A 24973-nucleotide genomic window follows, 5' to 3' on the forward strand; every position below is an offset into this window, starting at 1 on the left:
GGTGGGTCGTGACGTGGGCATAGGGCGTGCTGGGGGGGCGGGGAATTCCCGGGGGTGGTTCGTCGTTAAAGGAGGCGTGGACGCGGATGGAACTGTGTCCCCGGGCCTCATCTCATTCGCCTGCAAGGACGATCGTTCGGCTGATGCCTTGTGGAGCCCCCGCCGCGAGGCGACCGCCATCCGTGCCCGCACAGACCGCCCCGGCCGTGATCCCCCGTCACGGTCGGGGCACCTTCATGTCCGGGATCCCTTCAGCAGGACGTGCCACCCACTCGCCGCCCACAATGGAGGCAGAGGCCACCGCTGAAGGAGGCGACGTGGACATCGACGATCAAGGGCGGGGAGACGACGTCTACCAGCCCGACGGGTCCGAGGTCCAGGACGACGAGGGTCTCCTCGACCAGGAGGACACCCTGCTCGGCGGCGGCGTCACCGATCCGCTCGACCAGGGCTATTCGCCACCCGAGCGGCCCTGGGGGGTCGAGCACACCGGTGTCACCTGCTCGGAGCAGCGGCTCGGCGAGACGCTCGACGAGCGTCTGTCCGAGGAGGTCCCCGACCTGGCTGTGCCGGACGACGACGGCATCGGAGACACCTGGGACACCGACGGCGAACCGCTCGACGACGAGGTGGGTGCCGAGCGCGCCGGTCGGCTGGTGGCGCCCGACAAAGGGGTCCGTAAGAGCGAGGAGAGCGAGCTGTTCGCCGAGGACGTCGGGATCGACGGCGCGGCCGCGTCCGCCGAGGAGGCCGCGATGCACCTCGTGGAGGACGTCCGCAGAGGGCGTGATCCGCGGCGGGTCACCGACTGACCGTGCGGGAGAGGTGAGCCCGGCTTAGTGTGACGGAAGTCAGCCGACTGCATCGCACCCCTGCGGGAGAGTCAGTGACGCAAACGCAGCCCGTCATGGCGCCGTACTCGACAGCGGCCCTCTTTCTCGTGATGACCACGGCACCCGGCGCCGAACCTCGCGTACGGGACCAGCTCGGTGATGTGAACGGGCTGCTGCGGTCGGTCTCGTTCCGCTCTCCCGACTCGTTCCTGTCGTGCACCGTCGGGATCGGTTCTGTTGTCTGGGACCGGTTGTTCGGCGGGCCGCGTCCTGTCGGGCTGCATCCCTTTCGTGAGCTGAACGGCGATCGGCACCGGGCCGTCGCCACTCCGGGGGATCTGCTCTTTCATGTGCGGGCGCGTCGCATGGACCTCTGTTTCGAGCTGGCCGGCCACATCGTCGGACAGCTCGGCGACGCCGCGACCGTTGTCGACGAGGTGCACGGCTTCAACTACTTCGACGACCGGGACCTGCTCGGCTTCGTCGACGGCAGCGAGAACCCGACCGGTGACGCGGCACGCTCTGCCGTGTTCATCGGCGATGAGGACGCACCGTTCGCGGGCGGCAGTTACGTCGTGGTGCAGAAGTATCTCCACGACATGGCTGCCTGGAATGCCCTGTCGACGGAGGACCAGGAGAAGGTCATCGGCCGTTCGAAGGCCGACAACATCGAGATGTCCGACGAGACCAAGCCCGCCAACTCCCACGTCGCCCTGAACACCATCACGGAGGACGGCGAGGAACGGAAGATCGTCCGTCAGAACATGCCGTTCGGGACTCTGGGGCGCGGCGAGTTCGGGACGTACTTCATCGGATACGCGCGAACCCCCGAAGTCACCGAGCAGATGCTCGAGAACATGTTCATCGGCAGCCCTCCCGGCAACACCGACCGGATCCTCGACTTCTCCACCGCCGTCACGGGAAACCTGTTCTTCGTTCCCACCGCAGACTTCCTCGACAACCTGCCGGACCCGCCCGCTCTGCCGGACGCCGCACGCGAAGTTCCCGCCCCTGCCGCGTCACCGCAGCCCGTCGTCGCCCCGCCCGACGGCTCGTTGGGCATCGGCGGCCTCAAAGGAGCCCCCGCGTCATGAACAACCTGCACCGCGAACTCGCCCCCATCAGCGAAGCCGCCTGGGCGGAGATCGAGCAAGAGGCCGGCCGCACCTTCCAGCGCCATGTCGCGGGGCGCCGAGTCCTCGACGTCACCGGCCCCGACGGGCTCGAACTCGCCGCCGTCGGCACCGGGCATCTGCGGTCCGTCACGCCGCCCGCCCCGGGAGTCACGGCGCGGCTGCGCGAGGCCCAGCCGCTGGTCGAACTGCGCGTTCCCTTCACCGTCAGCCGCGAGGCCGTGGACGACGTCGCCCGTGGCTCCGACGACTCCGACTGGCAGCCGGTCAAGGACGCGGCCCGCACCATGGCGTTCGCCGAGGACCAGGCCATCTTCGACGGCTACGCCGCGGCGCAGATCGAAGGTGTCCGCGAGCGCACGTCCAACCCCGTTCTGAGTCTGCCGGCCGAACCCCGCGACTATCCCGACACCATCGCGAGGGCTCTGAGCGCCCTGCGCCTCGCAGGCGTCGACGGCCCGTACTCGCTGCTGCTCGGCGCCGAGGCGTACACGGCGGTCAGCGAGACCACCGACCACGGATTCCCGGTGTCCGGCCACATCGCCCGGCTCCTGGACGGCGAACTGATCTGGGCACCCGCGATCAACGGCGCCTTCGTCCTGTCCACCCGCGGCGGCGACTACGAACTCCGTATCGGCCAGGATCTTTCGATCGGTTACACCTCGCACGACGCGACCGGCGTCGAGCTGTACTTCCAGGAGACGCTGACGTTCCTGATGTACACGGACGAGGCCGTTGTCGCTCTGCGCGCGTGATGGTCGCGATTGCGTGATGGTCGGAGTTCGTTGACGGGGTTCGCCGGGGCGGCCCCCCCGGGGCCCGTCGTGGGCTCGACGCCGTGCTCCGTCTTGTGGGGGCGGAACGGGTTCAGGGAGCGGGCAGCGTCCCTCGCAGGTGCGTCAGGTTCCGGTGTCTCCCAGGCCGGGGGCGCCCCACACCGGGAACCAGCGTTCCAGGTCCGGTTCCATGCGGAGGTCGTCGCCGATCACTGCGCGTGCGCGTAGTTCCAGGGCGTTGTCGCGCCTTTCTCCGGGGAGGGGGGCGAAGGGGTAGAACGTGCCCCGCTTGTAGAGGTAGACGAGCGCCAGCGAGTGGCCCCCAGCGTTGCGGAAGCCCGCCAGGGAGCAGAGGAGTTGGGGGCCGAAGCCGTTGCCTTCGAGCGTGGCGTTCACGGCGTGCAGATCGCCGACCAGCCCCGGGAGGTCCGAGGGGGCTCGTCGGGAGAGCAGCCATGTGTAGCCGTATTCGTCCTGGCTGAACTCCACCGCGGCGCCACGCTCCGTGTCGGCGTTCAGCAGCGCCCCTACGTCCTCTCGGATCGTGTCGAAGGCCGTTCCTTCCACCGTCGTGAAGCACACCGAGCCCAGGCCGGTCGGCGTGAACCCGGCGGCCGCCTCCAGGGTGATCGCGGCCGACGGCAGACCGAAGAGCCGGTCGAGGTCGGGTGGGGCGGGCCTGGTGCGCCCGAGCAGGATGTCCAGGAAGCCCATGTGGATCCCTTCGGGGGCTCAGGCCGGGCGGCCGAGGTCGGCGGAGATCGCCGCCAGCTGGTCGAGGCGCTGTTCGAGCGAGGGGTGCGTGGAGAAGAGCCGGGGCAGCGGGGCGTTCCTCGACAGCGCGGGGATGAAGTAGAACGCGTTGAACGCGCGGGCCGTGCGCAGATCCTTGGTCGGGATGCGGGCGATGTCCCCGTCGAGCTTGGTCAGCGCGGACGCCAGCGCCGACGGCCGGCCGGTGAGCAGTGCCGCGGCCCGGTCGGCGGCCAGCTCCCGGTACCGGGACAGTGCCCGGATGAGGACGAAGCTGATCGCGTAGACGGCGATCGAGACGCCCATGACCACCGCGAGGACCACCAGCGTGTTCTGGTCGGTCCTGCGGCGGCCGCCGAGCAGCTCGGAGTAGAACGCGAAGCGCACGACGATGCCGGCGACCACACCGAGGAACGAGGCCACCGTGATCACGGCGACGTCGCGGTGCGCCACATGGGACAGCTCGTGCGCGAGGACGCCCTCCAGCTCGTCGGGCTCCAGGCGGCGCAGCAGGCCCGTGGTCACGCACAGCACCGCGTGATCGGCGTTGCGGCCGGTGGCGAAGGCGTTCGGCAGGTCGGTGCCGGCAATGGCCACCTGCGGTTTCGGCATGTCGGCGGTCGCGCACAGCCGGTCGATGACGCCGTGCAGCTGGGGCTGCTCCTCACGGGTCACGATGCGGCCGTGCATGGCGTACAGGGCGATCCGGTCGGAGAACCAGTACTGCGACCCGAGGAGTCCCGCGGCGATCACGACGACCAGGAGCGTCGACTTGAGCAGGACCAGGAGCGCGGCGATGAACGCCACGTACAGCAGGCCCAGCAGGAACACGGTGACCAGCATGCGCGCGGTCAGTTGCCGGTCGGCCTTGAACCGGCTCCCTCCGGCCTTGAGGGTGGTTGCCACAGCCGTCACCGCCTTCGCTCCGCGGTGCGCGCCGCCGTACGGGCCGCTCACGCGGAGCGGGACCGGCGGTGCGCTCACCTTCCACGATGCCACGTACCGGGGCTCTTCCGACCAGTAGCGCACGGACGCTGTCAGTTCCCTGTCAGTCCCGGCTCCCGCCGTCCTGCCGGGTCGCGTCGGCGTCCCTCTAGAGTGGCGCCGTGCCGTCGCGCGAGCAGGACGAACGGATCGCCGTGACACCCGCCCCTCCCGTGATGAGGCAGGGCGAGGTGTGGACCGTGGGTGCCGTGATCCTCAATGCGCGGGGGCAGGCTTTCGCGCAGAGGCGAAGCCCCGACCGGCGCCTCTTTCCCGACACGTGGGACATCGTCGGCGGCCATGTCGAGCCCGGCGAGAGTCTCCTCGGCGCCCTGGCCCGCGAGATCGAGGAGGAGACGGGCTGGCGCTTGCGGCGGGTGGGCACGTTCCTCGGTGTCTCCACCTGGACCGGCGACGACGGTGGCGGCCGGCGGCACGAGGCCGACTGGGTCGTCGAGGTCGACGGGGATCTGGACCACCCCGCTCTGGAGTGGTCCAAGCACTCCGCGTACGGCTGGTTCGGTGCCGCCGACCTGGACCGGCTCAAGGAGAACTGTGCGCCGGGCGAGTTCCTGGTCCACGATCTGATCGCCGGCGTCCTGCTCGGCCCGGCCAGGGGCTCCCGCTAGGGCGCGCCCCTCACCCCTCGTTCGTTCCCAGTACCAGTACCTGGATGGCCAGGACCGCGGCGCCGCGGGCCCACTCGTGGAAGTCGGAGACCTTCGTCTCCAGATGGACGGGGTCCGCCATGGGATGGCGGTTGGCGAGGATCGCCTCGTGGACCACGCCGCCCGCGACATCGGCGAGCCCCACCCCCTCGCCCGCCAGCAGGATCTTCTCCGGCATCGCGAAGTTGGCGATCTGTGCGACCAGCGTGCCCAGGGCCCGCGCCGCCTCGCCGATCACGCGGGAGCAGAGCGGGTCACCGGACGCGGCGGCGGCCAGGATCTCCTCGTACGTCACGTCCCGGCCGGTGGCCGCGCGGACCTGGTAGCAGATGCTGGGGATGGTCAACAGGGCGGTGGCGCTGCCCCGTTCGCCCTCCGGGGTGAGCGGGCCGTTGGCGTTGATGATCCAGCGCTTGCCGACCCCGTGGCCGTCCTCGCCGGTGCGGACCAGGCGTCCGCCGAGCATCAGGCCGTAGCCGATGCCCGCGCCGATGGTGAGGACCGCGAACCGGTCGAGGCCGCGGCCGGCGCCGAACCAGGCCTCGGCCTCGATCAGTGCCGCCACGTCGCTGTCGACGACGACGGGCAGCCCCGTGCGCCCCTCGACCATCTCGGCGAGCGGTACTTCCTCCCAGCCGAGGAACGCGTTCGCGACGACGGTCGCCCGGTGTCTGACGTTGCCGCCCACGCCGATGCCGATTCCGGCGAGGCGGGGGAAGCTCTCCTGGAAACCGGTGGTCATCCGGTGCAGGAGGTCCGCGACCTCCTCGGGGTCGTGCGTGTCCAGGGGCTCGGAGCGGCGGGCGACGATCTCGCTCCTGAGGGTGGTGACCACGCCGTAGACCGCGTCACCCGTGATCTTGAACCCGGCGAAGTTCTGCGACCCGGCCACGATGTCGAGCGGCTGCGAGGGGCGTCCCTGGCGCAGGGAGGCCGCTGTCGTGGCCTCCTCGACCAGCAGCCCGGACTCGATGAGCGGCTTGGTCAGACGGGTGAGGCTGCCGGGGGACAGGCTGAGCCGCTTGGCGATCTCGCTGCGGGACAGCGGGCCGTGCGTCAACACCTCGATCGCCACCGCGCGTTCACCGGGGCTCAGGGGCAGCCAGCTCGCGGTACGTGCGCTCATGGGCTCCTCGCGCTGGTTGTCGAAGGGGGTGGCGTGCGGGCCTGAGTCTGTCACAGCCTGTGACAAAGAATTATTCCGAGACGGAAGCAATGTCAAGGCCGAATCTCGTGTGGGGCGCCTTCGAGAAGGTCGGTGCAGGCCACTTGACGCCACGATTGTTCCGCATCAAAAGTAATCGGCGCGAGGACGAGTCGCGGACGAGGGAGTCTCAGATGACTGTCGCCTCAAGCAGCCCACCCACCCGAGTGCGGCTGCCTGGTGCCGAAGCAGCTAGGCGGAAGACCAAGGACCGGATCAGGGAGCGCGACGGTGGCGGCAGCGGCGGGGACGGCGCCCTCGCGGCGGTCTTCATCGCCCCGGCGCTGCTCGGTTTCCTGGTCTTCCTGCTCTGGCCCACGCTGCGCGGGATCTATCTGAGCTTCACCCGCTTCAACCTGCTCACGCCCGCCGAGTGGGTCGGCCTCGACAACTATGTGCGCATGGTCAACGACCCCATTTTCTGGGGGTCGTTGAAGGTCACCGTCGAGTACGTGGTCATCAACATCGGCATCCAGACGGTCGCGGCGCTCGCCATCGCCGTCCTGATGCAGCGGCTGACGAAGTCGGCGCTGCTGCGGGGCATCGTCCTGACGCCCTACCTCGTGTCGAACGTCGTCGCCGGCATCGTCTGGCTGTGGATGCTCGACACCCAGCTCGGCATCGGCAACCGCGTCATCGGCGCGTTCGGCTTCGACCACATCCCCTTCCTGACCGACGAGACCTGGGCGATACCGACCATCGCGCTGATCAACGTGTGGCGCCACGTCGGCTACACCGCGCTGCTCCTGTTCGCCGGGCTCCAGGCCATCCCCTCCGACGTCTACGAGGCGGCGAAGGTCGACGGCGCGAGCGAGTGGCGGATGTTCTGGCGCGTCACGCTGCCGCTCCTGCGGCCGGTGCTCGCCGTCGTCCTGATCATGACCGTCATCGGCTCGTTCCAGGTCTTCGACTCCGTCGCCGTGACCACGGGCGGCGGGCCCGCCAACGCCACGAACGTCCTTCAGCTGTACATCTACGGCTCCGCGTTCGGCCGCTTCCAGTTCGGCTACGCCTCCGCCATGTCCGTGGCCCTCCTGGTGGTCCTCAGCGTGATCACCGTCATCCAGTACCGGCTCACCCGCGCCGGACACACCGACCTCGGCTAGCGACGAGCGAGAGAAAGGAGCCATCGCCATGGCCGCCGTGACCACCACAGCGCCCCGCACACCCGCCCGGCGCAGGATCTCGCCCGGACGCGCCCTCGCCTGGGCCGTGATGACCGCGATCGTCGTCATCACCCTGGTGCCGTTCTACTGGATCCTGCGCACCGCCCTGTCCTCCAACGCCGGACTCACCGCGGACCCTTCGTCCCCGCTGCCCACCGGCCTCACGGGCGGCGGCTTCGCCCGGGTCTTCGGGCAGCAGAGCACGAAGGAGGCTCTTGCCCAGGGCGGCGCGGGCGGGTCGATCGACTTCTGGCGCTATCTGCTGAACTCCGTGGTCGTCTCGACCCTGATCACCGTCTGCCAGATCCTGTTCTCCGCCATGGCCGCGTACGCCTTCGCCCGGCTGCGCTGGCGCGGCAGGGACCGGATGTTCGGCCTGTTCCTCGCCGGGCTCATGGTGCCGACCATCTTCACGTTCCTGCCGAACTTCGTCCTGATCAAGCAGCTGGGCCTGGTCGACACCCTGCTCGGGATCGCTCTGCCCAGCCTGTTCATGACGCCCTTCGCGGTGTTCTTCCTGCGGCAGTTCTTCATGAACCTGCCCCGCGAGGTCGAGGAGGCCGCACTGCTCGACGGCGCCGGCAAAGTGCGGATCTTCTTCCGCGTGCTGCTGCCGATGGCGTCGACCCCCGTCGTCACCCTGGGCGTCCTCACGTACATCACTGCCTGGAACGACTACTTCTGGCCGCTGATGGTGTCGTACAGCGACAGCTCGCGCGTGCTCACCGTCGCGCTGAGCATCTTCCGCGCGCAGACCCCGCAGTCCGGCACCGACTGGTCGGGCCTGATGGCGGCGACGCTCGTGGCCGCGCTCCCGATGCTCGTGCTCTTCGGCTGCTTCGCTCGGCGCATCGTCAACTCCATCGGCTTCAGCGGGATCAAGTAGAGAGGCAGGAACCTGATGCGACTGCGTGCCTTCACCGCCCTCGCGGGGGCGCTCGCCCTCTCGCTGGTGTCCGGCTGTTCGGCGGGATCCTCCTCCGGCCCGGACTCGCACACCGTCACGTACTGGCTGTGGGATGCCAACCAGCTGCCCGCTTACGAGGCCTGCGCCAAGGACTTCGAGAAGGAGAACCCGGGCCTCGACGTACGGATCACGCAGATGGGGTGGAACGACTACTGGACCAAGCTCACCGCGAGCTTCATCGCGGGCACCCAGCCCGACGTGTTCACCGACCACATCCAGAAGTTCGCCCAGTTCGCCGACCTGGAGGTGCTCGCGCCCCTCGACAAGCTGCCCCATACGCGCGCCATCAAGGACGCGGACTACCAGCCCGGGCTCGCCGCCTCCTGGGTCGGCCAGGACGGGCACCGCTACGGCGCTCCCAAGGACTGGGACACCGTCGCCCTTTTCTACAACAAGAAGATGGCACGCGAGGCCGGACTGACCGCCGGTCAGCTGAACAACCTCACCTGGAACCCTCAGGACGGCGGCACCTTCGAGAAGGCGATCGCGCATCTGACCGTCGACAGGAGCGGCGTGCGCGGCGACGAGAAGGGCTTCGACAAGAACCACGTCAAGGTCTACGGCCTCGCCACGAACGACGCGGGCGACGGCGACGGCCAGACCCAGTGGAGCGCGTTCGCCGCATCCATGGGCTGGCGCTACACCGACCAGCCGGCCTGGGGCACCCACTACAACTACGACGACGAGAGGTTCAAGGCCGCGATCGACTGGTACTTCGGCCTCGCCAAGAAGGGCTACCTCCCGCCCCAGAAGGACTTCTCCCAGACCAACGGGCCCGATGTGCAGTTCGGTTCGGGCACCGCGGCGACCTCGCTCAACGGCTCCTGGATGATCAAGACGTACTACGGGTTCAAGGGCATCCGGACCGGCACCGCCGTCACCCCCGTCGGCCCGAGCGGCAAGCGCGCCACCATGATGAACGGCCTCGCGGACTCCATCACCAAGAACGCGCGCAACAAGCCGGGCGCCGAGAAGTGGGTGGCCTACCTCGCGTCCCATGCCTGCCAGCGGACGGTCGGTGAGCACGGGATTGTGTTCCCGGCCACCAAGGACGGCACGGCGGCGGCCGTGGCCGCGTACAAGAAGGACGGCATCGACGTCACGGCGTTCACCAAGCCGGTCGCCGACAAGACGACCTTCTCCTTCCCGATCACCAACTACGCGGCGGACGTCTACGCGTTGATGCGGCCCGCCATGCAGGACATCTACGCCAACGACGCGCCCGTCGGTGGCCTCGACCGCACCAACAGCCAGATCAACCTCCTTCTCTCGCAGTGAAGTCCAGCGAAGTCCAGCGAAGTCCAGTGAAGTCCAGCGAAGTCCAGCGAATCTCAGTGAAGTTCAGTGAAGTTCAGTCTGTGAAGGGATCCTCATGACGTTCTCCATCGGCATCGTCGGCGCCGGGCAGTTCTCCGGGCAGTTCGCCAAACTGTTCCGCGCCCACCCCGGTGTCGGCGACATCCACGTCACGGACCTGCTGCCGGAGCGCGCCGAACGCCTCGTCGCCGCCGAGCGGCTCACCGGCACTTTCCCCTCGTTCGACGCCATGCTGGAGTCCGACGCGGTCGACGCCGTGGCGGTCTTCACCCAGCGCTGGACCCACGGCCCGCTCGTCCTGCGGGCGTTGCGCGCCGGGAAGCACGTGTACTCGGCGGTGCCGATGGCGATCACCGAGGACGAGATCGCCGCCATCATCGACGCCGTGCGCGACACGGGGCTGACGTACATGATGGGCGAGACCAGCCAGTACAACCCGGCGACGGTGCACGCCCGCAACCAGATCGCCGACGGCGCCTTCGGACGGCTCTTCTACGCGGAGGGCGACTACGTCCACGACATGGACCTCGGCTTCTACGACGCCTACCGGTACAGCGGCGGCGACGACTGGAAGGCCACCGCCAGCTATCCGCCCCTGCTCTACCCGACGCACTCCGTCGGCGGTGTGCTCGGCGCCTGGCAGACCCACGCCGTGAGCGTCTCCGCGATCGGTGTGCCCGACGAGCGCGGTGACGGGGTCTTCGACAAGGAGGTCAGCCAGTTCGGCAACGACCTGTCGAACGCGACGGCCCTCTTCGAGGTCGCGGGTGGCGGCTCGTTCCGCACGAACGAGTTCCGCAGGGTCGGCTATCCGTCACACATCCGCGAATCGCGGTTCCGGTTCTTCGGCACCGACGCCAGCATGGAGCAGCTGGCCACGGTCAGCTTCTGGCAGGACAAGAAGGGGGTGCAGGACATCTCGGAACTCCTCCAGCCCAAGCCGACGCTGCCGGCCGACGACCCCTCGCTCCAGCACATCGCGCCCGCCCTCAGGGACGCGTTCACCTCCGGCTCGGCGCCCGTGCACGACCGCGCCCGGCTGCCCCGCGAGTTCGACCACATGCCCAACGGCCACGAGGGAAGCCACCACTTCCTCGTCGACGACTTCGTCACCGCCGTCGCCACGAGGACCCTGCCGTCGGTGAACGCGTGGGTGGCCGCCCGCTACACCCTGCCCGGCATCGTCGCCCACGAGTCGGCCCTGCGCGGGGGTGCACGCCTGGACATCCCGGACTTCGGGGACGCTCCCAACTCCCTCTGAACCATGGGGCGGGAGATAAGGGGGAGGCGGTTGCGAGCTCCTGGTGTGTCAGGAGTAGGGTGCGCGCACTGTCAAACGGGGCGAACACATCGCGGAGGAAAATTCGGTGGTTGAGAACAAGAAGACGTGGCGGACGTCGGGCGCCCTCATAGCGGCCGCCACGGCGGGTGCGTTCGGCGTGGGGCTCTTCGCGAGCCCGGCGCAGGCGCACACCCCCGTGTGGGAGGTGACCTGCTCCCAGGTCAGCCTCGACCTGACCAACTACGGGTCGCGGTCCGACAACACGGTGACGGTCACGGTGGACGGAAAGGACCTGCTGCCCGCCGAGAAGTTCCAGAACGACTTCCACAAGAAGCTGGACCTGCCCGAGCACAGCAAGGAACTCCAGGTCCGCCTGGTCGTCAAGGCGAGCGACGGGGACCAGTACTCGCGTGACGAGACGAAGACGGCCCCGGTGTGCGAGGGCAGCACGCCCAAGCCGTCGGACACGCCGAGGCCGACTCCGACGCCGTCCAAGCCGGCCGACACGGCGTCTCCCACGCCGAGCGACAAGCCCAGTACGGCGACGAGCTCCGCTGCCGCGGTGCCCTCGTCCAAGCCGAGCGCCGACTCGGGCGACCTCGCCGAGACGGGCTCGTCCAGCGCCACGCCGCTCATCGGCGGTGCGGCCGCCGTGGTGATCGTCGCGGGTGGCGGCCTCGTGTGGGCGACGCGCAAGCGCCGCAGCGCCGCTCAGGGCTGAGAACATGTGTGGGGGCGGGCCGTTCCCGGTCCGCCCCCACACGCATGTCCCAGCACGGAGGTGAGGTGGCCATGACGGCCGTCGGCGAGGGGCGCGCCCCGGAGGACCGGAGCGCTCTGGTCATCACCCTGCCCATCGCGAACCCGCTGCTCGAAGCCGCGGCGGAGGTCAATCCCGCGCTGGTGAGAAAGGGCCTGCCCGCCCATGTCTCGCTGCTCTACCCGTTCCTGCCCGCGGCGGAGCTGACGGCGGACGTCGACGCCGAGGTGCGCGATCTCGCGGCGTCACTGCCCGCGGTCGAGACGGATCTGAAGGACTTCGTGGCGGCGCCGCGCTTCGTCGCCGTCCCCGTGCCCGCGCTGCAGCCCGTGGCCGACGCGTTCTGCGCACGCTGGCCGCACATCACCCCGTACGGCGGCCGGTTCGGGGAGCGTCCCCAGCCGCATGTCACGCTGGCGACGGGAGCCACGGACGAGGAGGCGGAACGCGTGCGGGACCGGGTGCGGCCGCTGCTCCCGCTGCGCGTGACGGCCTGGCGCGTCGATCTCGTGGTCCGCACCGGCGGGGACTGGCGGTTGCGCCTCACGGCGCCGTTCGCCGCCAGCCCCTGAACGACTACTGCTGGTACGGGTTCTGGCCGAGCGGCTGGCCCGGCTGCTGCTGACCCTGCGCCGGGTAACCGGCGGGGGCGGCGGCCTGCGCGAGCAGCGCCTCCGCCTGCTCCTTGGCGAGCTGGTGCTCGATCCCGCAGAACGTGCACTGCGAGCGGTACTTGGTGGAGATGGGGAACAGCGGCACGAAGAACAGCGTGAACTTCGTGACGTACTTGCGCAGCGCGTGCGCCGCGGGATTGCCGCAGTTGCCACAGACGAACGTGAGCATCGCGAGCTGGTACAGATATCCCCGAGTACCGAAAATGATCATTGGTGGCCCCTCCCGACCGGCGGCCCGCCGGCACATGAGCGGCGGTATTTCGCCATCGTAGAGGCAGCACACCGAGGCCGGTCGGGCGCAGTGGCCCTCAGGAGGGGATGAGATCCAGGGCCGCCGCCATCACCTCCACCTGGTCCTCGACGGATACCTCCGCCGGATTGAGGTCGCCCCACTGGATCTCGTCCGCGCCCAGCTCCACGCACCGCTTCCGTTGCTCAGGTGCGCCGTCGACAAGTGTGGCCACCGGATCGGGAGTGTCCTGGGAGGCCGCGAGGATCGGCAGGCAGCAGCAGCCGCTCGGACAGGGACACGCTGTCGAAGCCGAGACGCTCGGTGGCGCGCGCCGCGTCGGCGACGGCCTCGGGCCCTGCGTACGGTCCGAAGCTCGGCAGACCGACGCCGATACGGGGGTGTTCATCGGGAGCTCTGTTCTGTCGGGGGTGCTGCTCCGTGTATGACCGTGAGCGGCGCCGGAACTCATCTCTTGAACGCGGGAGCGGCCGGACGCGGGACGATCTCGTCCGATTGCATGTTTCGGCGCGGACAATGGATCGCTGGACTCGTTCTTGACAGGAGAGTTTGCCGCAATGAGCATCGTTGTGCTTTCACCAGCCGGTGGAGGTCATCCGAACGATGGAGGGGGTTTACGAATGTCCGCGATCGTTTCCACGCTCAAGCACACCAAGTACGTCATGGGTTCGCTGGCGGCGGTGCTCTTCACCAACTGCCCCAGCTGACGCGACGACGGGGCGGGCGGCCACGGCCGTCCGCCCCGTCTCTCTGCCCCGTCTCAGGGGGTCACGGTTCACGGTGCGCGAGGTGTCGCAGGCGGGGGAGGAACCATGTTCGACACGGGGATCCGGCAGTTCCGAATGGCGCTCGCGATGGTGCTCGGCCGCCCCATCGACGTACGGTCCGCCGAGCGGCTGGTGGAGGACGCCCTGGCGACGATCGCCGAGTTCGGCGCGCCGGGAGAGGATGTCGAGCAACTCCTGCGGGGCGCGGCCGCCGACCCGCAACTGCGCGCCGACCTGACGGACAAGGCCCTGCGCCGCACCGCCAGGCGCCTGGCCGACAAGTCACCTTTCTACGCAGAGCACTTCGAGGCCGCGGGCGTCGACCCCGCCACGCTGACCATCGGCACCATGGGCCGCGTCCCCGTCACCACGAAGACGGACCTCGTCAAGCGGTCCCGTGACTTCCTGTGCGGTGAGCCGTTCCTCGCCTCGCGCACCACCGGCACGACGGGCCGCCCCGCCGAGGTCTGGTACTCCCGTTACGAGGAGCGGCTGTGGCCCGCTCTGGTGGCTCTCTCGCAGGTCCTGCGCGGCAACGTACGCACCACGGACCTCGTCCAGTTCAACATCAGCTCCCGCGCCACTGGCACCGCGTACGCGGAGATGCAGGTGGCCCGCATGGCCGGGGCCGCGATCCGCATGGTCGGCCTGGTGCCCCCTGCCGAGACCCTCGACCTCACCGTCGGCACCGACGCCCCCGCTCCGACCCTGATGGTCACCTACCCGAGCTACCTGGGCCAGTTGGTCATCCTCGCGCGTGAACGGGGCCTCGGGCCCGCCGACTTCCGGCTGCGGCGCATCAACGTGGGAAGCGAAGTCCTGTCGCCCGCCCTTGCCTCGGCCGCCGAGGAGACCTTCGGCGCCCCGGTGCACGACGGCTACGGCATGACCGAGGTGACTCCGGTCGCCGGCGCGATCTGCGCGCAGCGGCATCTGCACATCGACGCCGGGATCGGTCTGGTCGAGGTGTGTGACCTGGAGACCGGGGAACCGGCCGGGCCCGGCGCGCTCGGCACCATCGTCGCCACCCCGTTCTACCCCTACCGGGAGTGCATGCCGCTCTTCCGCTACGACACCCGCGATCTCGTGCGGCGCCTGCCCGACGCGCCCCTCACCTGCGAGATGGCGAACGTCCCGGCCACCTCGCACATCCTCGGCAAGGCCGACCATGTGCTGAGCACCCGCTCCGGGGCCGTGATGCCGCGCGACCTCATCGAGGTCCTCGACGCGCTGCCGGGCGCGCGGTGGCCCATGCGCTACCGGACCGACGTCACCGACGGCCGGCTACGGATCGAACTCGCCGCCGCGTGCGCCGCGGACAACGGTCCGGCCGACATCGCCGGCCGCCTCGCCGCGGCGGGCATCGACGCGACCGTCGCGCTCACCGATGCCGGGGGACACCAACTGCGGCGGTACCGCTGCGACTTGGTCGAGCACAGCTTCGCCGGGAGGGCCTCGTGAGCGCCGCGCAGTCCGTGTTCTTCACCCTCGTCACGCTGGGCATCGCCCTGGGCGTCTCGCTCGCCGGCGTCGCGTACTTCCGCCTCGTCACCCTGCCGAGGCCGGCAGTCGGAGCCTTCAACGGCAACGACATGGTCATCATGATGGGCTTCGTCATCGCCCTGCCGTTCCTCTACCTGGCCCTGCCCGGCGCGCTCCTGCCGCCCGTCCTCGGCCTCACCCTGGCGGGCGGCCTCGCCGTCGCGTACGGCCCCGTGGTCCGAAGCGCCCGGCTCCGGTGGCTTCTCATCGCCGCGCTCCTCGCGGCCGACTGGTTCGCCGCGCGCTCCGCCGCACACGACCCGACCCATGCGCTGCCGTACTGGCTGATCAACAGCACCGTCATCGTGCTGATGGCGGTCGGCGCCGCCAACCTCAACGCCCAGGGCGGTCTCCGCCTGCGCCACGTCGCCCGGTTCGCGCTCGCCCTCGCCGCGTACGACCTGTTCTTCGCCACCGCCGTGCCCATCACACAGCGGCTCTTCGACGCCGTGCAGGGCTACGCCTTCGCGCCCTCCGCGGGTCTGCGCGTCGGAGATCTCGGCGCGGTGCTCGGCATGGGCGACCTCCTTGTGTACGCCCTCTACAGCACTGTCGCGTACAAGGCCTACGGGCGGTCCGGTCTCGCCACCGCTCTCGGCCTCGTCGCCGTGTTCGGCGCGCTGCTGCCGACCCTCACCCCGGTCACGGTCGAGGCGCTCACCGGGCATCTCCCCGAGATCGTGCCCGCGCAGATCTTCTTCGGGCCCGCCGCGTTCGTCGGTCATCTGGTGCTGCGGCGGCGTGGACCCGAGCGCCGCATGGCGGACGTTCGCCCGCCCGCTCCCGCGCCGGCCTCCGTGGCCGCGTAGACCGAGACCGTCAGCCCTGCACGCCCGCATGCCGTCCTCGACGAGGACGCTCGCCCGGGTGCTGATGGGCGCGTCGGGCCGCATACCTGCCGCCGGGACACGGAACAGACTCCTCCCCGAGCGCGCGCTCGATGCGTAACGTCTATTACATCTAGCCATCGACGACATTGATGTGTAACTTCTGGGACATCGGCGCAGGCGATTCCGCGTGCTTCGGACGTCCGAGAGGGAACGATGTTGATGTACATCTCTGTGCCCCGCCGCGGGGCGACTGCCGTGCTGGCCTGCATGGCTCTGGCAGTGGTCTCCGGCTGCGGCGCGAGCGGCGCCGGAGGAGCTGAGCCGGCGTCCCGGGACAAGGTCGCCGGGGTCACGGTCACGCGGGATGCGGCACTGCACGAGGCCCTGCCCGAGCGGATCAGGAAGGCGGGCACCGTGCGTGTGGCCACGGACGTCCCCTACCCCCCGTTCGCGATGTTCGTCACCGAGGGGAAGGACCGGCTGACCGGCCTGGACTACGACCTCGGCCAGGCCCTGGGCGCGAAGCTCGGCGTCAGGTTCGACTTCACCCCGACGAAGTTCGACGGCATCGTGCCCGCCCTCCAGGCCGGCAAGTTCGACGCCGCGATGTCGGCCCTGACCGACAACAAGGAGCGGCAGAAGGTCGTCGACTTCGTCGACTACTCGAGATCCGGCTCGGGCATCCTGGTGACGGAGGGCAACCCGGCGAAGATCAGCACGCTGGACGACCTCTGCGGCCGAAAGGTCGGAGTCCAGGCGGCGACCAACCAGTACAAGCTTCTCAAGGCCCACCAGGCCGAATGCCGGGCGGCCGGCCGGAAGGCGGCCGACATCCAGACCTTCCCCAAGGACTCGGACGCCCAACTCGCCCTGCGCTCGGGCAAGGTGACAGCCGAGGTCGTCACCAAACCTGCCGCCGCCTGGTCGGCCAAGACCGCCGACGGCGGCAACGCCTTCGACCTGGCCGAGGACCCCGAAGCGCCCGCAGGCTACCGGTCCTCACCCAACGGCATCGCGGTCACCAGACAACTTCCGCTCCTGACCGAAGCGATCCGGCGGGCGCTCCAGGCCCTGATCGACGACGGCACCCTCACCAAGATCTGCGACAAGTACGGCGTCGCCTCCATCGCCGTGAAGGAAGCCACCAAGAACGCGGCGGTGGACTAGAGATGGCCACCACCACCCCCACGGGCACGCGACGCACGGGCGAGACCCCCGCACCCGACGCCTTCGAGATCGTCCCTGTCCGCCACTGGGGTCGCTGGATCTCCGCGGTGGCCGCCGTCGCCGCGCTGGCCGGCCTCATCGGCTCGCTCGCCAAGAACGGCAACCTGCACTGGGACGTCGTCGGCCACTACCTGTTCGCCGGGCTCATCTTCGACGGCCTGGCCACCACGTTGTGGCTGACCGTCGCCGCGATGACCCTCGGCCTCGTCCTCGGCACCCTCGTGGCTGTCATGCGGCTCTCCGACGACCCGGTCCTGTACGGCCTCTCGTCGCTGTTCGTCTGGGTCTTCCGCGGCACTCCACTGCTCGTACAGATCATCTTCTGGGGATACGCCGGAGCCCTCTACCAGAACGTGATGATCGGTATCCCGTTCAGCGGCGTCACCTTCTTCCAGGCTGACACCAACACCCTGCTCACCCCGGCCGTCGCGGCCCTGCTCGCGCTCGGCCTGAACGAGGCCGCGTACGCCTCGGAGATCGTCCGCGCCGGGATCCGCTCCGTCGACGCCGGGCAGACCGAGGCGGCCCACTCGCTCGGCATGCGCCCGGCGCTCACCATGCGGCGGATCGTGCTGCCCCAGGCGATGCGGGTGATCATCCCGCCGCTGGGCAACGAGACGATCAACATGCTCAAGATGACCGCCCTGGTGTCGGTGATCGCGGCGCACGACCTCATGTCCAACATCCAGGACGTGTACGGGCAGAACTACCAGGTCATCCCCATGCTCGTGGTGGCATCCCTCTGGTATCTGGCTCTGGTCAGCGTCCTGAGCGTTCCGCAGGCGTGGCTCGAACGCCGCTACGGGCGCGGTACGGCCCGCGGCGCCGAGGTCTCCCCACTGCGACGCCTGTGCGCCGGATCCCTCACCGCCCTGCGTAACCGCACACAGAAGGAGGCGGGCCGTTGAACGCGCCCATGGTGCACGCCGAGGGCGTGCGCAAACACTTCGGGAAGCTCCAGGTCCTCAAGGGCATCGATCTGACCGTCGAACGCGGCCAGGTGTGCTGCCTGTTGGGGCCCTCGGGGTCCGGTAAGTCCACGTTCCTGCGGTGCATCAACCATCTGGAGAAGATCGACGGGGGCCGCCTTTCCGTCGACGGCGAACCGGTCGGCCACCGGCCGCAGGGCGCCCGCCTCCACGAGCTGCGTGAGCGCGAGGTCGCCGCCCGGCGGCGCGACATCGGCATGGTGTTCCAGCGGTTCAACCTCTTCCCGCACATGACGGCCTTGGAGAACGTCATGGAGGCTCCCGTAAAGGTCGCAGGCGCCGCCAGGGACCAGGTCCGCGACGAGGCGAGGGCTCTGCTGGGCCAGGTGGGGCTCGCCGACCGGGAGGGTCACTATCCGGCCGAGCTCTCCGGGGGTCAGCAGCAGCGCGTCGCCATAGCCCGCGCCCTCGCCATGAAGCCGAAACTGATGCTGTTCGACGAACCGACATCGGCGCTCGACCCCGAACTCGTCGGTGACGTCCTCGACGTCATGCGCCGGCTCGCGGCCGACGGCATGACCATGGTCGTCGTCACGCACGAGATCGGCTTCGCCCGCGAAGTCGGTGACCTGGCCGTCTTCATGGACGAAGGCGTCGTCGTCGAATCCGGTGATCCCCGACGGGTCCTGGCCGAACCGGAGCAGGAGCGCACCCGCGCCTTCCTCTCGAAGGTCCTGTGAGCGCCCCGCCCCGGCGGCAGCCCCTCGACGAGGCGCTGCTGGCCCTGTCCCACGCACACCAGGCGCGGTACCTCGAAGAGCTGGCCGAACTCGTCGCGATCGACTCCGGCTCGTACAGCGCCGACGGCGTCAACCGGGTCGCCGACCTGGTCCGGGCCCGCCTCGAGCGGCTGGACTTCTCCGTGGAACGCGTCCCGCTGCCGCCGGCCCACGGACACCGCACCGGAGATGTGCTCATCGGGCGCAGACACGGTCGCCTCGCCGTCGCCGATGGAGGCCGCAGACTCCTGCTCGCGGCGCACATGGACACCGTCTTCGACGACGGGGCCGCTGCCGAACGCCCCTTCTCCCTCAGCGGATCCCTCGCCCACGGACCCGGCGTCAGCGACGACAAGGGAGGACTGGTCGCAGGACTCGCCGCCCTCGAGATCCTCGCCCGGGCCGGGGTCGAGGACTACGCGGAGCTCGTCTTCCTCGCCACGCCCGACGAGGAGATCGGCTCACCCGCCAGCCGACCGGTCATCCGGCGGGCCGCCGAGGGGGCGCACTACGCCCTCGCCCTCGAATGCGCCCGGGAGAACGGCGACCTGGTCATCGCCCGGAAGGGCGTGGCCGACTTCAGGCTCACCGTCACCGGACGCGCCGCACACGCGGGCATCGAACCCGAACGCGGAGCGAACGCGGCCCTGGCCGCCGCCCACCTCGTCATCGCGATCCAGGCGCTGAACGGCATGTGGGAGGGCGTCACCCTCAATGTCGGCGTCGTCCGCGCGGGCAGCCGTTTCAACATCGTCTGCCCCGAGGCGGAACTCCTCGTCGAGATCCGCTCGGCCAGTGACAGCGGTATGCGCGAGGCCACCGCCGCCATCGAGGAGGCCGCCGCGCGGCCTGTCGTCCCCGGCACCCGCGTCACCGTCGAAGAACTCGAATCCTGCCCGCCGATGGAGGACACCGACGCCTCCCGCCGGATGCTCGGCCGGGCCAAGGACATCGGCGCACGCCTGGGCCTGTCCTTCGGGGCCACGGCGACGGGTGGCGTGGGGGACGCCAACACCATCGCCGGCACCGGAGTCCCGACACTGGACGGCCTGGGACCGGTCGGCGGCGCCGACCACACCCCCGAGGAGTGGCTCGACGTCAGTTCGGTCCCGGCCCGGGTCGCCCTGCTCGCCTCTCTCATCGCCGACCTCGGTGACAGCCGCAGCGACTGACGCTGCCCCCTGACGCTCCCGCACCGGTTCGATCGCGCCGTTGCCCGGTGCGGGAGCACCCGTCGTGGCCCCGGGGCGCGGCGACGGCCGGGACCGCGGCTCCGACGACCGGCATTAGGCTCGGCACACGGGCCCACGCCCGCGACGACCGAGAAAGGAATCCGCGATGGCCTCCGGCGCACTCGCCGACGTGATCCGGCACAAGCTGGGCGACCTCAGCCCGGCCGAGCGCAAAGTCGCCCGCGTCCTCCTGGTCAACTACCCTTCCGCCGGCTTCGAGACCGTCGCCGTCCTCGCCGAGCGGGCGGGCGTCAGCGCCCCGACCGTCATCCGCTTCGTCAACCGGCTCGGCTACCGTGGCTTCCCCGACTTCCAGAGCGCCCTGCGCGAGGAACTCGACGAACGCAACGCCTCACCCCTGTCCCTGTACGAATCCGCCGACCGCTCCCGCAGTGACGAGGCGGCGGACGGCGACGCGTCCCTTCTCGGGCGGGGCAGCCGGCTGTTCAGCTCCGCCGTCGCCCAGACCCTCACCGAACTCCCGCCGCACGATCTGGAACACGCCGTCTCGCTCCTGGCCGACGGCAAGCGGCGCATCACCCTGGCCGGTGGCCGCTTCACCCATCTCCTCGCCCAGTACCTCGGGCTGCACCTCATGCAGTTGCGCGGTGACATCCGGCTCCTGCCCGCGGGCGACGTCGAGCGGACCGCGGCACTCGGCGGGCTCACACGCCGCGACGTCCTTGTCGTCTTCGACTACCGCCGTTACGAGCAGGACAAGGTCACCCTGGCCCAACTCGCCCTGGAGCAGGGCGCGAAGGTCGTCCTGTTCACCGACAAATGGCTGTCCCCGGTCTCCGCGCACGCCGAGGTCGTGCTGTCCAGTCTGGTCACGACACCGTCGCCGTACGACAGCTTCGTGCCCACCCTCGCCGTGGTCGAGACCGTCATCGCCGGAGTTGTCGCGGCGCTCGGCGACGACGCGCCGGCGCGCCTGCGGCACACCGAGGAGATCGCGCGGCGTATCGGCCTGCAATGACCCGGGGGCGCGGCTTGCGGTGACGCGGACGGTCGACCGGCGATGCCCTGTCGAGGCACGGAATTGCCATGTACTGTTCAACCATGCGTGGCTCTCCCTCCTCACGGTCGGTGTTCTACGCGCGCAGACTCAGCGCCCGCACCGCCTTCTCCCCACCCCTCACGGAGGTATGACGGATGCTCGGATCCAGACGTCCCCGCCGCCGCGCCGCCTGCGCGGCCGCCGTCCTCGGAATGCTCCTCGCCGGTGTGACGGCAGGTCGGGCGACCGCCGCCCCCCCGGCCGCCGCCGCGACTCCCCACCGCGTGCTCTTCGACAACACCAAGGCCGAGACCGCCGGCAACGCCGACTGGATCATCGGCACCAGCCAGCCCGACCCGCTCGGCCAGGACGCGACCCCCTCGGCCGAGAACGACTGGACGGGCGCGCTCTCCGCATGGGGCGTCGGCCTGCAGAAGACCGGCGACTACGCGCTCAAGACACTGCCGTCCGGCAACACCATCACGTACGGGACCTCGTCGGCCCTGGACCTCAAGAACTTCGACACATTCGTGCTGCCCGAGCCGAACGTGCTGCTCAGCGCGGCGGAGAAGACCGCCGTCATGAAGTTCGTCCAGAACGGCGGCGGTCTCTTCCTCATCTCCGACCACACCGGCGCGGACCGCAACAACGACGGCATCGACGCGGTCGAGGTCATCAACGACCTCATGACCGACAACTCCGTCGACTCCACGGACCCGTTCGGCTTCTCCGTCGACACGCTGAGCATCAGCACCGACAACCCGAAGGCCATCGCCTCCACCACCGACCCCGTCATCAACGGGTCGTTCGGCAAGGTCGGCGGCAGCATCATCCGCAGCGGCACCACGGCCACGCTCAAGCCGGCCGACAACTCCTCGGTCAAGGGCCTCGTCTATCGCACCGGCTCCTCCGGCAACACGGGCGCCTTCTTCGCCACCAGCACGTTCGGCAGCGGCCGCGTCGCGTTCTGGGGCGACAGCTCCCCGATCGACGACGGCACGGGCCAGTCCGGCAACACGCTCTACGACGGCTGGAACGACCCGGCGGGCACGAACGCGCCCCTCGCCCTGAACGCCACCGAGTGGCTCTCCGGAGCCACCGGCAGCAGCGGGGGTGGCGGTGGCACCTGCGCCGCCGCCCAGCTCCTCGGCAACCCGGGCTTCGAGTCGGGCGGCAGCACCTGGACCGCCTCCAGCGGCGTCATCACCGACGACACCGGCGAACCCGCGCGCACCGGCACCTACAAGGCCTGGATGGACGGTTACGGCTCCGCCCACACCGACACCCTGTCGCAGACGGTGAACATCCCGACCGGCTGCGCGGCCACCCTCAGCCTCTACCTCCACATCGACACGGCCGAGACCACCGCCACCACGGCGTACGACACGCTCAAGGTGCAGGTCCTCAACAGCGGTGGCACGGTCCTGTCGACGCTCGGCACGTACTCCAACCTCGACGCGGCCTCGGGCTACGCGCTCAAGACGTTCAACCTGGGCGCGTACGCGGGGCAGTCGGTGACCGTGAAACTGACCGGCACGGAGGGGTCCACCCTCCAGACGTCGTTCGTCGTCGACGACACATCGGTCAGTGTGAGCTGACCGACCGCAGGTCACCCGCCAACCGTCCGTACTGACAAGCGAGTTGCTGTGGCAGACTGCGTGGCCATGACGGCAGAGACACCACCCACCCCCCGGATAGACACCAGCAAGCCCCACCCGGCCCGTGTCTACGACTATCTCCTCGGCGGCAAGGACAACTATCCCGTCGACGAGGAGGTGGGGGAGCAACTGCCTCCCCAGGCGCGGGACGCGGCGCGCCAGAACCGTGAGTTCATGCACCGCGCCGTCGCATGGCTGGCGGGCAACGGCGTCGACCAGTTCCTCGACATCGGCACCGGGATCCCGACCGCGCCGAACCTGCACCAGATCGTCCAGGGGATCCGCCCCGAGTCGCGCGTCGTCTACACGGACAACGACCCCATCGTGCTGCGGCACGCCGAGGCCCTGCTGGTCAGCAGCCCCGAGGGCGTGACCGACTACGTCCAGGGGGATGTGCGCGCGCCCCGGGAGATCCTCGACCACGCCCGCAAGCTGCTCGACTTCGACCGGCCGATCGCGCTCTCGCTCATCGCGCTCATGCACTTCCTGCCCGGGGAGCAGGAGCCGTACGACATCGTCTCCACCCTGGTGGAAGCGCTGCCCTCGGGAAGTTATCTCGTGCTGTCGCACGCGTCGTCCGACATCTTTCCGGAGCTTTCCGCGCAGGTGACGGCCGAGTACGCCAAGGGCGGGATCGAGCTCGGGTTCCGTTCGCGCGACGGGGTCGGCCGCTTCTTCGAAGGGCTCGAACTCGTGGAGCCGGGCCTGGTGACGGCGACGGAGTGGTTCCGGGGCACGGTCGCCCCGCTCGCGGAGGACGGCGGAATCTACGCCGTGGTGGCGCGCAAGCCGTAGGCCCATCACGGCGGACACCGGTGCAGCGTCCGGCGGGAGTGATCTCCCGGCGGGCGCTGCATTTATTGTTCGCGCATGGCAGTGAACGTGGAGAAAAAAGGGGAGTTGCTCAACACCCTGCGCGAGCGGCTGAAGGAGCGGATCTACGCCGCGATCACGATGCTCGCGGTGGTCGTGGGCCTCGCGCAGAACGCGCACACCGGGCACTGGACCGCTGCCGCCTATGTGACGGGTACCGCCGTCGGCCTGTGGCTGGCCACGCTGGTGGCGGACGTGCAGTCGCACCGCGTCGTGCACAAGCGGTTCCCGGCGCGCGCCGAGGCGCGGCACATGCTGTACGTCAGCAGCCCTCTCCTGTCGTCCGCGGCCGGCCCGCTGGTGATGGACGCCCTGTCCGCGGCGGGCGCCCTCGAACTCGACACCGCTCTGTGGATCGCGGCCGGCGTGGGCGTCGCCGGCCTCGCCGCCTGGGGCTTCGAAGGGGGCCGCCGGATGGGCGGCGGGCTGCTCGCGTCGAGCCTGGCGGCCGTGGTAGACGCCGTGATCGGGGTCGGTGTGGTGGGGGTGAAGCTCCTCGCGGGACACTGACCGCCCGCGCCTTCTGAGTCCTTCCGCGTGGCGCGACGCCCAAGCCCTGTGCGCCGGCGCGGTGTTGAAGGGGATGCCGCGGTGGGCCGACCGGTGGGCGGCCGGCCCCGCGGCTCAGTAGGTGTCGGGCGCGTCGAACAGGAGGCGCAGCGCCACCTCCCTGTAGTGGCGCACATGCCGGAGCGCGCACGAGGCCGCCGCCTCGGGGTCGGCCGCGGCGATCGTCTCGTAGAGGCGTCGGTGCTCCTCCCACACCGACGTGGGGTCGTCGATCTGATGGAACAGCCAGCGCAGCCGGCCCTCCAGGGGTTCGAGGGTCGCGGCGAGGAGTTCGTTGCCCGCCATCTCGACGATGTGGTGGTGGAACGCGGTGTTGGCGCGCGACACGCGCTCGGGGCGCCCGGCGAGCGTGGCCTTGCGGGCGCTCTCCAGCAGGCGCTGCATCTGGCGTAGTTGAACCTCGTCCGCGTTCTCCGCCGCGCGGCGCGCCGCGAGGACCTCAAGTGCCTCGCGCAGGTCGAAGAGGTTCGCCACGTCCTGGCGTGACAGTTCCTTGACGACGATGCGCCGCGGGGACAGGGCCTGGAGGAACCCTTCGCTCATCAGGACGCGGATGGCCTCGCGCACCGGGATGCGGGAGACGCCGAACTCCTCGGCCACGTCCCGCTCGACGAGGCGGTCGCCCGGCTTGAGCCTGCCGCCGATGATCTGGTCGCGGATCCCCTCGCAGACCTGGTCGCGCAGCCACCCCGTCCCGGTCGGGGACGTGGTGTCCCGGGTCTGGCCCTGTGTCATGTGTCCTCCCCGAAAAGTTGCTCTTACGGTATACCAAACGCTTGACGAGGCCGCGGGGTTCCCT

The 24973-nt window shown here is 69.8% G+C and carries 27 protein-coding genes; 21 read left to right on the forward strand and 6 right to left on the reverse strand.

Annotation, left to right across the window (positions count from 1 at the left end; translation table 11 throughout):
- Window positions 1-317 precede the first annotated feature (317 nt).
- The 3 genes from OHO83_RS40285 to OHO83_RS40295 all read left to right on the forward strand — a co-directional run bounded on the left by OHO83_RS40285 (window position 318) and on the right by OHO83_RS40295 (window position 2721).
- The gene (locus tag OHO83_RS40285; RefSeq protein ID WP_266666797.1) at window positions 318-812 is read left to right on the forward strand and encodes a DUF5709 domain-containing protein; all 495 of its coding nucleotides are present in this window, start codon (window positions 318-320) and stop codon (window positions 810-812) included.
- A 74-nt stretch (window positions 813-886) separates the two neighbouring features.
- A complete protein-coding gene (locus OHO83_RS40290) occupies window positions 887-1927 on the forward strand; it encodes a Dyp-type peroxidase (RefSeq protein WP_266666795.1) in 1041 nt (346 codons plus the stop codon).
- A complete protein-coding gene (locus OHO83_RS40295) occupies window positions 1924-2721 on the forward strand; it encodes a family 1 encapsulin nanocompartment shell protein (protein WP_266666793.1) in 798 nt (265 codons plus the stop codon). The genes OHO83_RS40290 and OHO83_RS40295 overlap by 4 nt, the downstream gene beginning before the upstream one ends.
- A 144-nt stretch (window positions 2722-2865) precedes the next feature.
- Here OHO83_RS40295 and pspAB read toward each other — a convergent pair whose 3' ends face one another.
- Both pspAB and htpX read right to left on the reverse strand, forming a co-directional pair.
- Window positions 2866-3456, reverse strand: a complete 591-nt coding sequence (gene pspAB, locus OHO83_RS40300) for a PspA-associated protein PspAB (protein WP_266666791.1) — start codon at window positions 3454-3456, stop codon at window positions 2866-2868.
- An 18-nt stretch (window positions 3457-3474) separates the two neighbouring features.
- Entirely contained in the window at window positions 3475-4401 is a 927-nt protein-coding gene (htpX, locus tag OHO83_RS40305; RefSeq protein WP_266676106.1) for a zinc metalloprotease HtpX, read from the reverse strand.
- Between the two features lie 254 nt (window positions 4402-4655).
- Here htpX and OHO83_RS40310 point away from each other — a divergent pair, with 254 nt between their 5' ends.
- Window positions 4656-5108 carry an NUDIX hydrolase gene (locus OHO83_RS40310; RefSeq protein ID WP_266676105.1) on the forward strand — a complete coding sequence of 151 codons (453 nt, stop codon included), beginning with the start codon at window positions 4656-4658 and terminating at the stop codon, window positions 5106-5108.
- A 10-nt stretch (window positions 5109-5118) separates the two neighbouring features.
- Here OHO83_RS40310 and OHO83_RS40315 read toward each other — a convergent pair whose 3' ends face one another.
- Entirely contained in the window at window positions 5119-6273 is a 1155-nt protein-coding gene (locus OHO83_RS40315) for an ROK family transcriptional regulator (protein WP_266666790.1), read from the reverse strand.
- Between the two features lie 212 nt (window positions 6274-6485).
- Between OHO83_RS40315 and OHO83_RS40320 the strand changes: the two genes are divergently transcribed.
- From OHO83_RS40320 to OHO83_RS40345, 6 genes are all read left to right on the forward strand, one after another.
- Window positions 6486-7457 carry a carbohydrate ABC transporter permease gene (locus OHO83_RS40320; protein WP_266666787.1) on the forward strand — a complete coding sequence of 324 codons (972 nt, stop codon included), beginning with the start codon at window positions 6486-6488 and terminating at the stop codon, window positions 7455-7457.
- Between the two features lie 28 nt (window positions 7458-7485).
- Window positions 7486-8403: a carbohydrate ABC transporter permease gene (locus tag OHO83_RS40325; protein WP_266666785.1), complete on the forward strand. Its 918-nt coding sequence runs from the start codon at window positions 7486-7488 to the stop codon at window positions 8401-8403.
- Window positions 8404-8418: 15 nt separating this feature from the next.
- The gene (locus OHO83_RS40330) at window positions 8419-9762 is read left to right on the forward strand and encodes an ABC transporter substrate-binding protein (protein WP_330280615.1); all 1344 of its coding nucleotides are present in this window, start codon (window positions 8419-8421) and stop codon (window positions 9760-9762) included.
- Between the two features lie 94 nt (window positions 9763-9856).
- Window positions 9857-11062, forward strand: a complete 1206-nt coding sequence (locus OHO83_RS40335) for a Gfo/Idh/MocA family protein (protein ID WP_266666781.1) — start codon at window positions 9857-9859, stop codon at window positions 11060-11062.
- Between the two features lie 106 nt (window positions 11063-11168).
- The gene (locus OHO83_RS40340) at window positions 11169-11804 is read left to right on the forward strand and encodes an LAETG motif-containing sortase-dependent surface protein (RefSeq protein ID WP_266666779.1); all 636 of its coding nucleotides are present in this window, start codon (window positions 11169-11171) and stop codon (window positions 11802-11804) included.
- Window positions 11805-11875: 71 nt separating this feature from the next.
- Window positions 11876-12415, forward strand: coding sequence for a 2'-5' RNA ligase family protein (locus tag OHO83_RS40345; RefSeq protein ID WP_266666777.1), 540 nt, complete (start codon window positions 11876-11878; stop codon window positions 12413-12415).
- Between the two features lie 4 nt (window positions 12416-12419).
- On the opposite strand, the gene OHO83_RS40350 is transcribed toward OHO83_RS40345, so the two are convergent.
- Together OHO83_RS40350 and OHO83_RS40355 are read right to left on the reverse strand one after the other, a co-directional pair.
- The gene (locus OHO83_RS40350) at window positions 12420-12728 is read right to left on the reverse strand and encodes a zinc-ribbon domain-containing protein (RefSeq protein WP_266568386.1); all 309 of its coding nucleotides are present in this window, start codon (window positions 12726-12728) and stop codon (window positions 12420-12422) included.
- 97 nt (window positions 12729-12825) lie between these two features.
- On the reverse strand, window positions 12826-12981 hold the full coding sequence (locus OHO83_RS40355; RefSeq protein ID WP_266666773.1) for a hypothetical protein: 156 nt from the start codon (window positions 12979-12981) through the stop codon (window positions 12826-12828).
- Between the two features lie 343 nt (window positions 12982-13324).
- Between OHO83_RS40355 and OHO83_RS40360 the strand changes: the two genes are divergently transcribed.
- The 11 genes from OHO83_RS40360 (at window position 13325) to OHO83_RS40410 (ending at window position 24114) form a co-directional block, all read left to right on the forward strand.
- Window positions 13325-13474, forward strand: a complete 150-nt coding sequence (locus OHO83_RS40360; protein WP_266666771.1) for a hypothetical protein — start codon at window positions 13325-13327, stop codon at window positions 13472-13474.
- A 105-nt stretch (window positions 13475-13579) separates the two neighbouring features.
- Entirely contained in the window at window positions 13580-14995 is a 1416-nt protein-coding gene (locus OHO83_RS40365; protein WP_266666769.1) for a phenylacetate--CoA ligase family protein, read from the forward strand.
- A complete protein-coding gene (locus OHO83_RS40370) occupies window positions 14992-15885 on the forward strand; it encodes a hypothetical protein (protein WP_266666767.1) in 894 nt (297 codons plus the stop codon). The genes OHO83_RS40365 and OHO83_RS40370 overlap by 4 nt, the downstream gene beginning before the upstream one ends.
- A gap of 288 nt (window positions 15886-16173) precedes the next feature.
- Entirely contained in the window at window positions 16174-17073 is a 900-nt protein-coding gene (locus OHO83_RS40375) for an ABC transporter substrate-binding protein (protein WP_266666765.1), read from the forward strand.
- A gap of 2 nt (window positions 17074-17075) precedes the next feature.
- Window positions 17076-18041, forward strand: a complete 966-nt coding sequence (locus OHO83_RS40380) for an amino acid ABC transporter permease (RefSeq protein ID WP_266666763.1) — start codon at window positions 17076-17078, stop codon at window positions 18039-18041.
- Window positions 18042-18049: 8 nt separating this feature from the next.
- Window positions 18050-18802 (forward strand): amino acid ABC transporter ATP-binding protein, encoded by a 753-nt coding sequence (locus OHO83_RS40385; RefSeq protein ID WP_266676104.1) that lies wholly within the window; start codon window positions 18050-18052, stop codon window positions 18800-18802.
- Window positions 18799-20013: a M20 family metallopeptidase gene (locus tag OHO83_RS40390; RefSeq protein ID WP_266666761.1), complete on the forward strand. Its 1215-nt coding sequence runs from the start codon at window positions 18799-18801 to the stop codon at window positions 20011-20013. Before OHO83_RS40385 ends, OHO83_RS40390 begins: the two co-directional genes overlap by 4 nt.
- A gap of 166 nt (window positions 20014-20179) precedes the next feature.
- On the forward strand, window positions 20180-21052 hold the full coding sequence (locus OHO83_RS40395) for a MurR/RpiR family transcriptional regulator (RefSeq protein WP_266666759.1): 873 nt from the start codon (window positions 20180-20182) through the stop codon (window positions 21050-21052).
- Between the two features lie 176 nt (window positions 21053-21228).
- Window positions 21229-22671, forward strand: a complete 1443-nt coding sequence (locus OHO83_RS40400; RefSeq protein ID WP_266666757.1) for a hydrolase — start codon at window positions 21229-21231, stop codon at window positions 22669-22671.
- 66 nt (window positions 22672-22737) lie between these two features.
- Window positions 22738-23526 (forward strand): SAM-dependent methyltransferase, encoded by a 789-nt coding sequence (locus tag OHO83_RS40405; protein ID WP_266666755.1) that lies wholly within the window; start codon window positions 22738-22740, stop codon window positions 23524-23526.
- Window positions 23527-23601: 75 nt separating this feature from the next.
- Window positions 23602-24114: a hypothetical protein gene (locus OHO83_RS40410; RefSeq protein ID WP_266666753.1), complete on the forward strand. Its 513-nt coding sequence runs from the start codon at window positions 23602-23604 to the stop codon at window positions 24112-24114.
- Window positions 24115-24228: 114 nt separating this feature from the next.
- Here OHO83_RS40410 and OHO83_RS40415 read toward each other — a convergent pair whose 3' ends face one another.
- Window positions 24229-24909 (reverse strand): GntR family transcriptional regulator, encoded by a 681-nt coding sequence (locus tag OHO83_RS40415; RefSeq protein ID WP_266666751.1) that lies wholly within the window; start codon window positions 24907-24909, stop codon window positions 24229-24231.
- Window positions 24910-24973 lie beyond the last annotated feature (64 nt).

Source organism: Streptomyces sp. NBC_00569 (genome assembly GCF_036345255.1).
Classification (GTDB): Bacteria; Actinomycetota; Actinomycetes; order Streptomycetales; family Streptomycetaceae; genus Streptomyces.

Bases quoted from the DNA above. Each gene is read 5' to 3' on its own strand.
- OHO83_RS40295 (WP_266666793.1), top strand. From the start codon at position 1,924: ATGAACAACCTGCACCGCGAACTCGCCCCCATCAGCGAAGCCGCCTGG.
- pspAB (WP_266666791.1), bottom strand. From the start codon at position 3,456: ATGGGCTTCCTGGACATCCTGCTCGGGCGCACCAGGCCCGCCCCACCC.
- OHO83_RS40310 (WP_266676105.1), top strand. From the start codon at position 4,656: ATGAGGCAGGGCGAGGTGTGGACCGTGGGTGCCGTGATCCTCAATGCG.
- OHO83_RS40315 (WP_266666790.1), bottom strand. From the start codon at position 6,273: ATGAGCGCACGTACCGCGAGCTGGCTGCCCCTGAGCCCCGGTGAACGC.
- OHO83_RS40320 (WP_266666787.1), top strand. From the start codon at position 6,486: ATGACTGTCGCCTCAAGCAGCCCACCCACCCGAGTGCGGCTGCCTGGT.
- OHO83_RS40325 (WP_266666785.1), top strand. From the start codon at position 7,486: ATGGCCGCCGTGACCACCACAGCGCCCCGCACACCCGCCCGGCGCAGG.
- OHO83_RS40330 (WP_330280615.1), top strand. From the start codon at position 8,419: ATGCGACTGCGTGCCTTCACCGCCCTCGCGGGGGCGCTCGCCCTCTCG.
- OHO83_RS40335 (WP_266666781.1), top strand. From the start codon at position 9,857: ATGACGTTCTCCATCGGCATCGTCGGCGCCGGGCAGTTCTCCGGGCAG.
- OHO83_RS40345 (WP_266666777.1), top strand. From the start codon at position 11,876: ATGACGGCCGTCGGCGAGGGGCGCGCCCCGGAGGACCGGAGCGCTCTG.
- OHO83_RS40350 (WP_266568386.1), bottom strand. From the start codon at position 12,728: ATGATCATTTTCGGTACTCGGGGATATCTGTACCAGCTCGCGATGCTC.
- OHO83_RS40360 (WP_266666771.1), top strand. From the start codon at position 13,325: ATGAGCATCGTTGTGCTTTCACCAGCCGGTGGAGGTCATCCGAACGAT.
- OHO83_RS40365 (WP_266666769.1), top strand. From the start codon at position 13,580: ATGTTCGACACGGGGATCCGGCAGTTCCGAATGGCGCTCGCGATGGTG.
- OHO83_RS40375 (WP_266666765.1), top strand. From the start codon at position 16,174: ATGGCTCTGGCAGTGGTCTCCGGCTGCGGCGCGAGCGGCGCCGGAGGA.
- OHO83_RS40380 (WP_266666763.1), top strand. From the start codon at position 17,076: ATGGCCACCACCACCCCCACGGGCACGCGACGCACGGGCGAGACCCCC.
- OHO83_RS40385 (WP_266676104.1), top strand. From the start codon at position 18,050: ATGGTGCACGCCGAGGGCGTGCGCAAACACTTCGGGAAGCTCCAGGTC.
- OHO83_RS40395 (WP_266666759.1), top strand. From the start codon at position 20,180: ATGGCCTCCGGCGCACTCGCCGACGTGATCCGGCACAAGCTGGGCGAC.
- OHO83_RS40400 (WP_266666757.1), top strand. From the start codon at position 21,229: ATGCTCGGATCCAGACGTCCCCGCCGCCGCGCCGCCTGCGCGGCCGCC.
- OHO83_RS40405 (WP_266666755.1), top strand. From the start codon at position 22,738: ATGACGGCAGAGACACCACCCACCCCCCGGATAGACACCAGCAAGCCC.
- OHO83_RS40410 (WP_266666753.1), top strand. From the start codon at position 23,602: ATGGCAGTGAACGTGGAGAAAAAAGGGGAGTTGCTCAACACCCTGCGC.
- OHO83_RS40415 (WP_266666751.1), bottom strand. From the start codon at position 24,909: ATGACACAGGGCCAGACCCGGGACACCACGTCCCCGACCGGGACGGGG.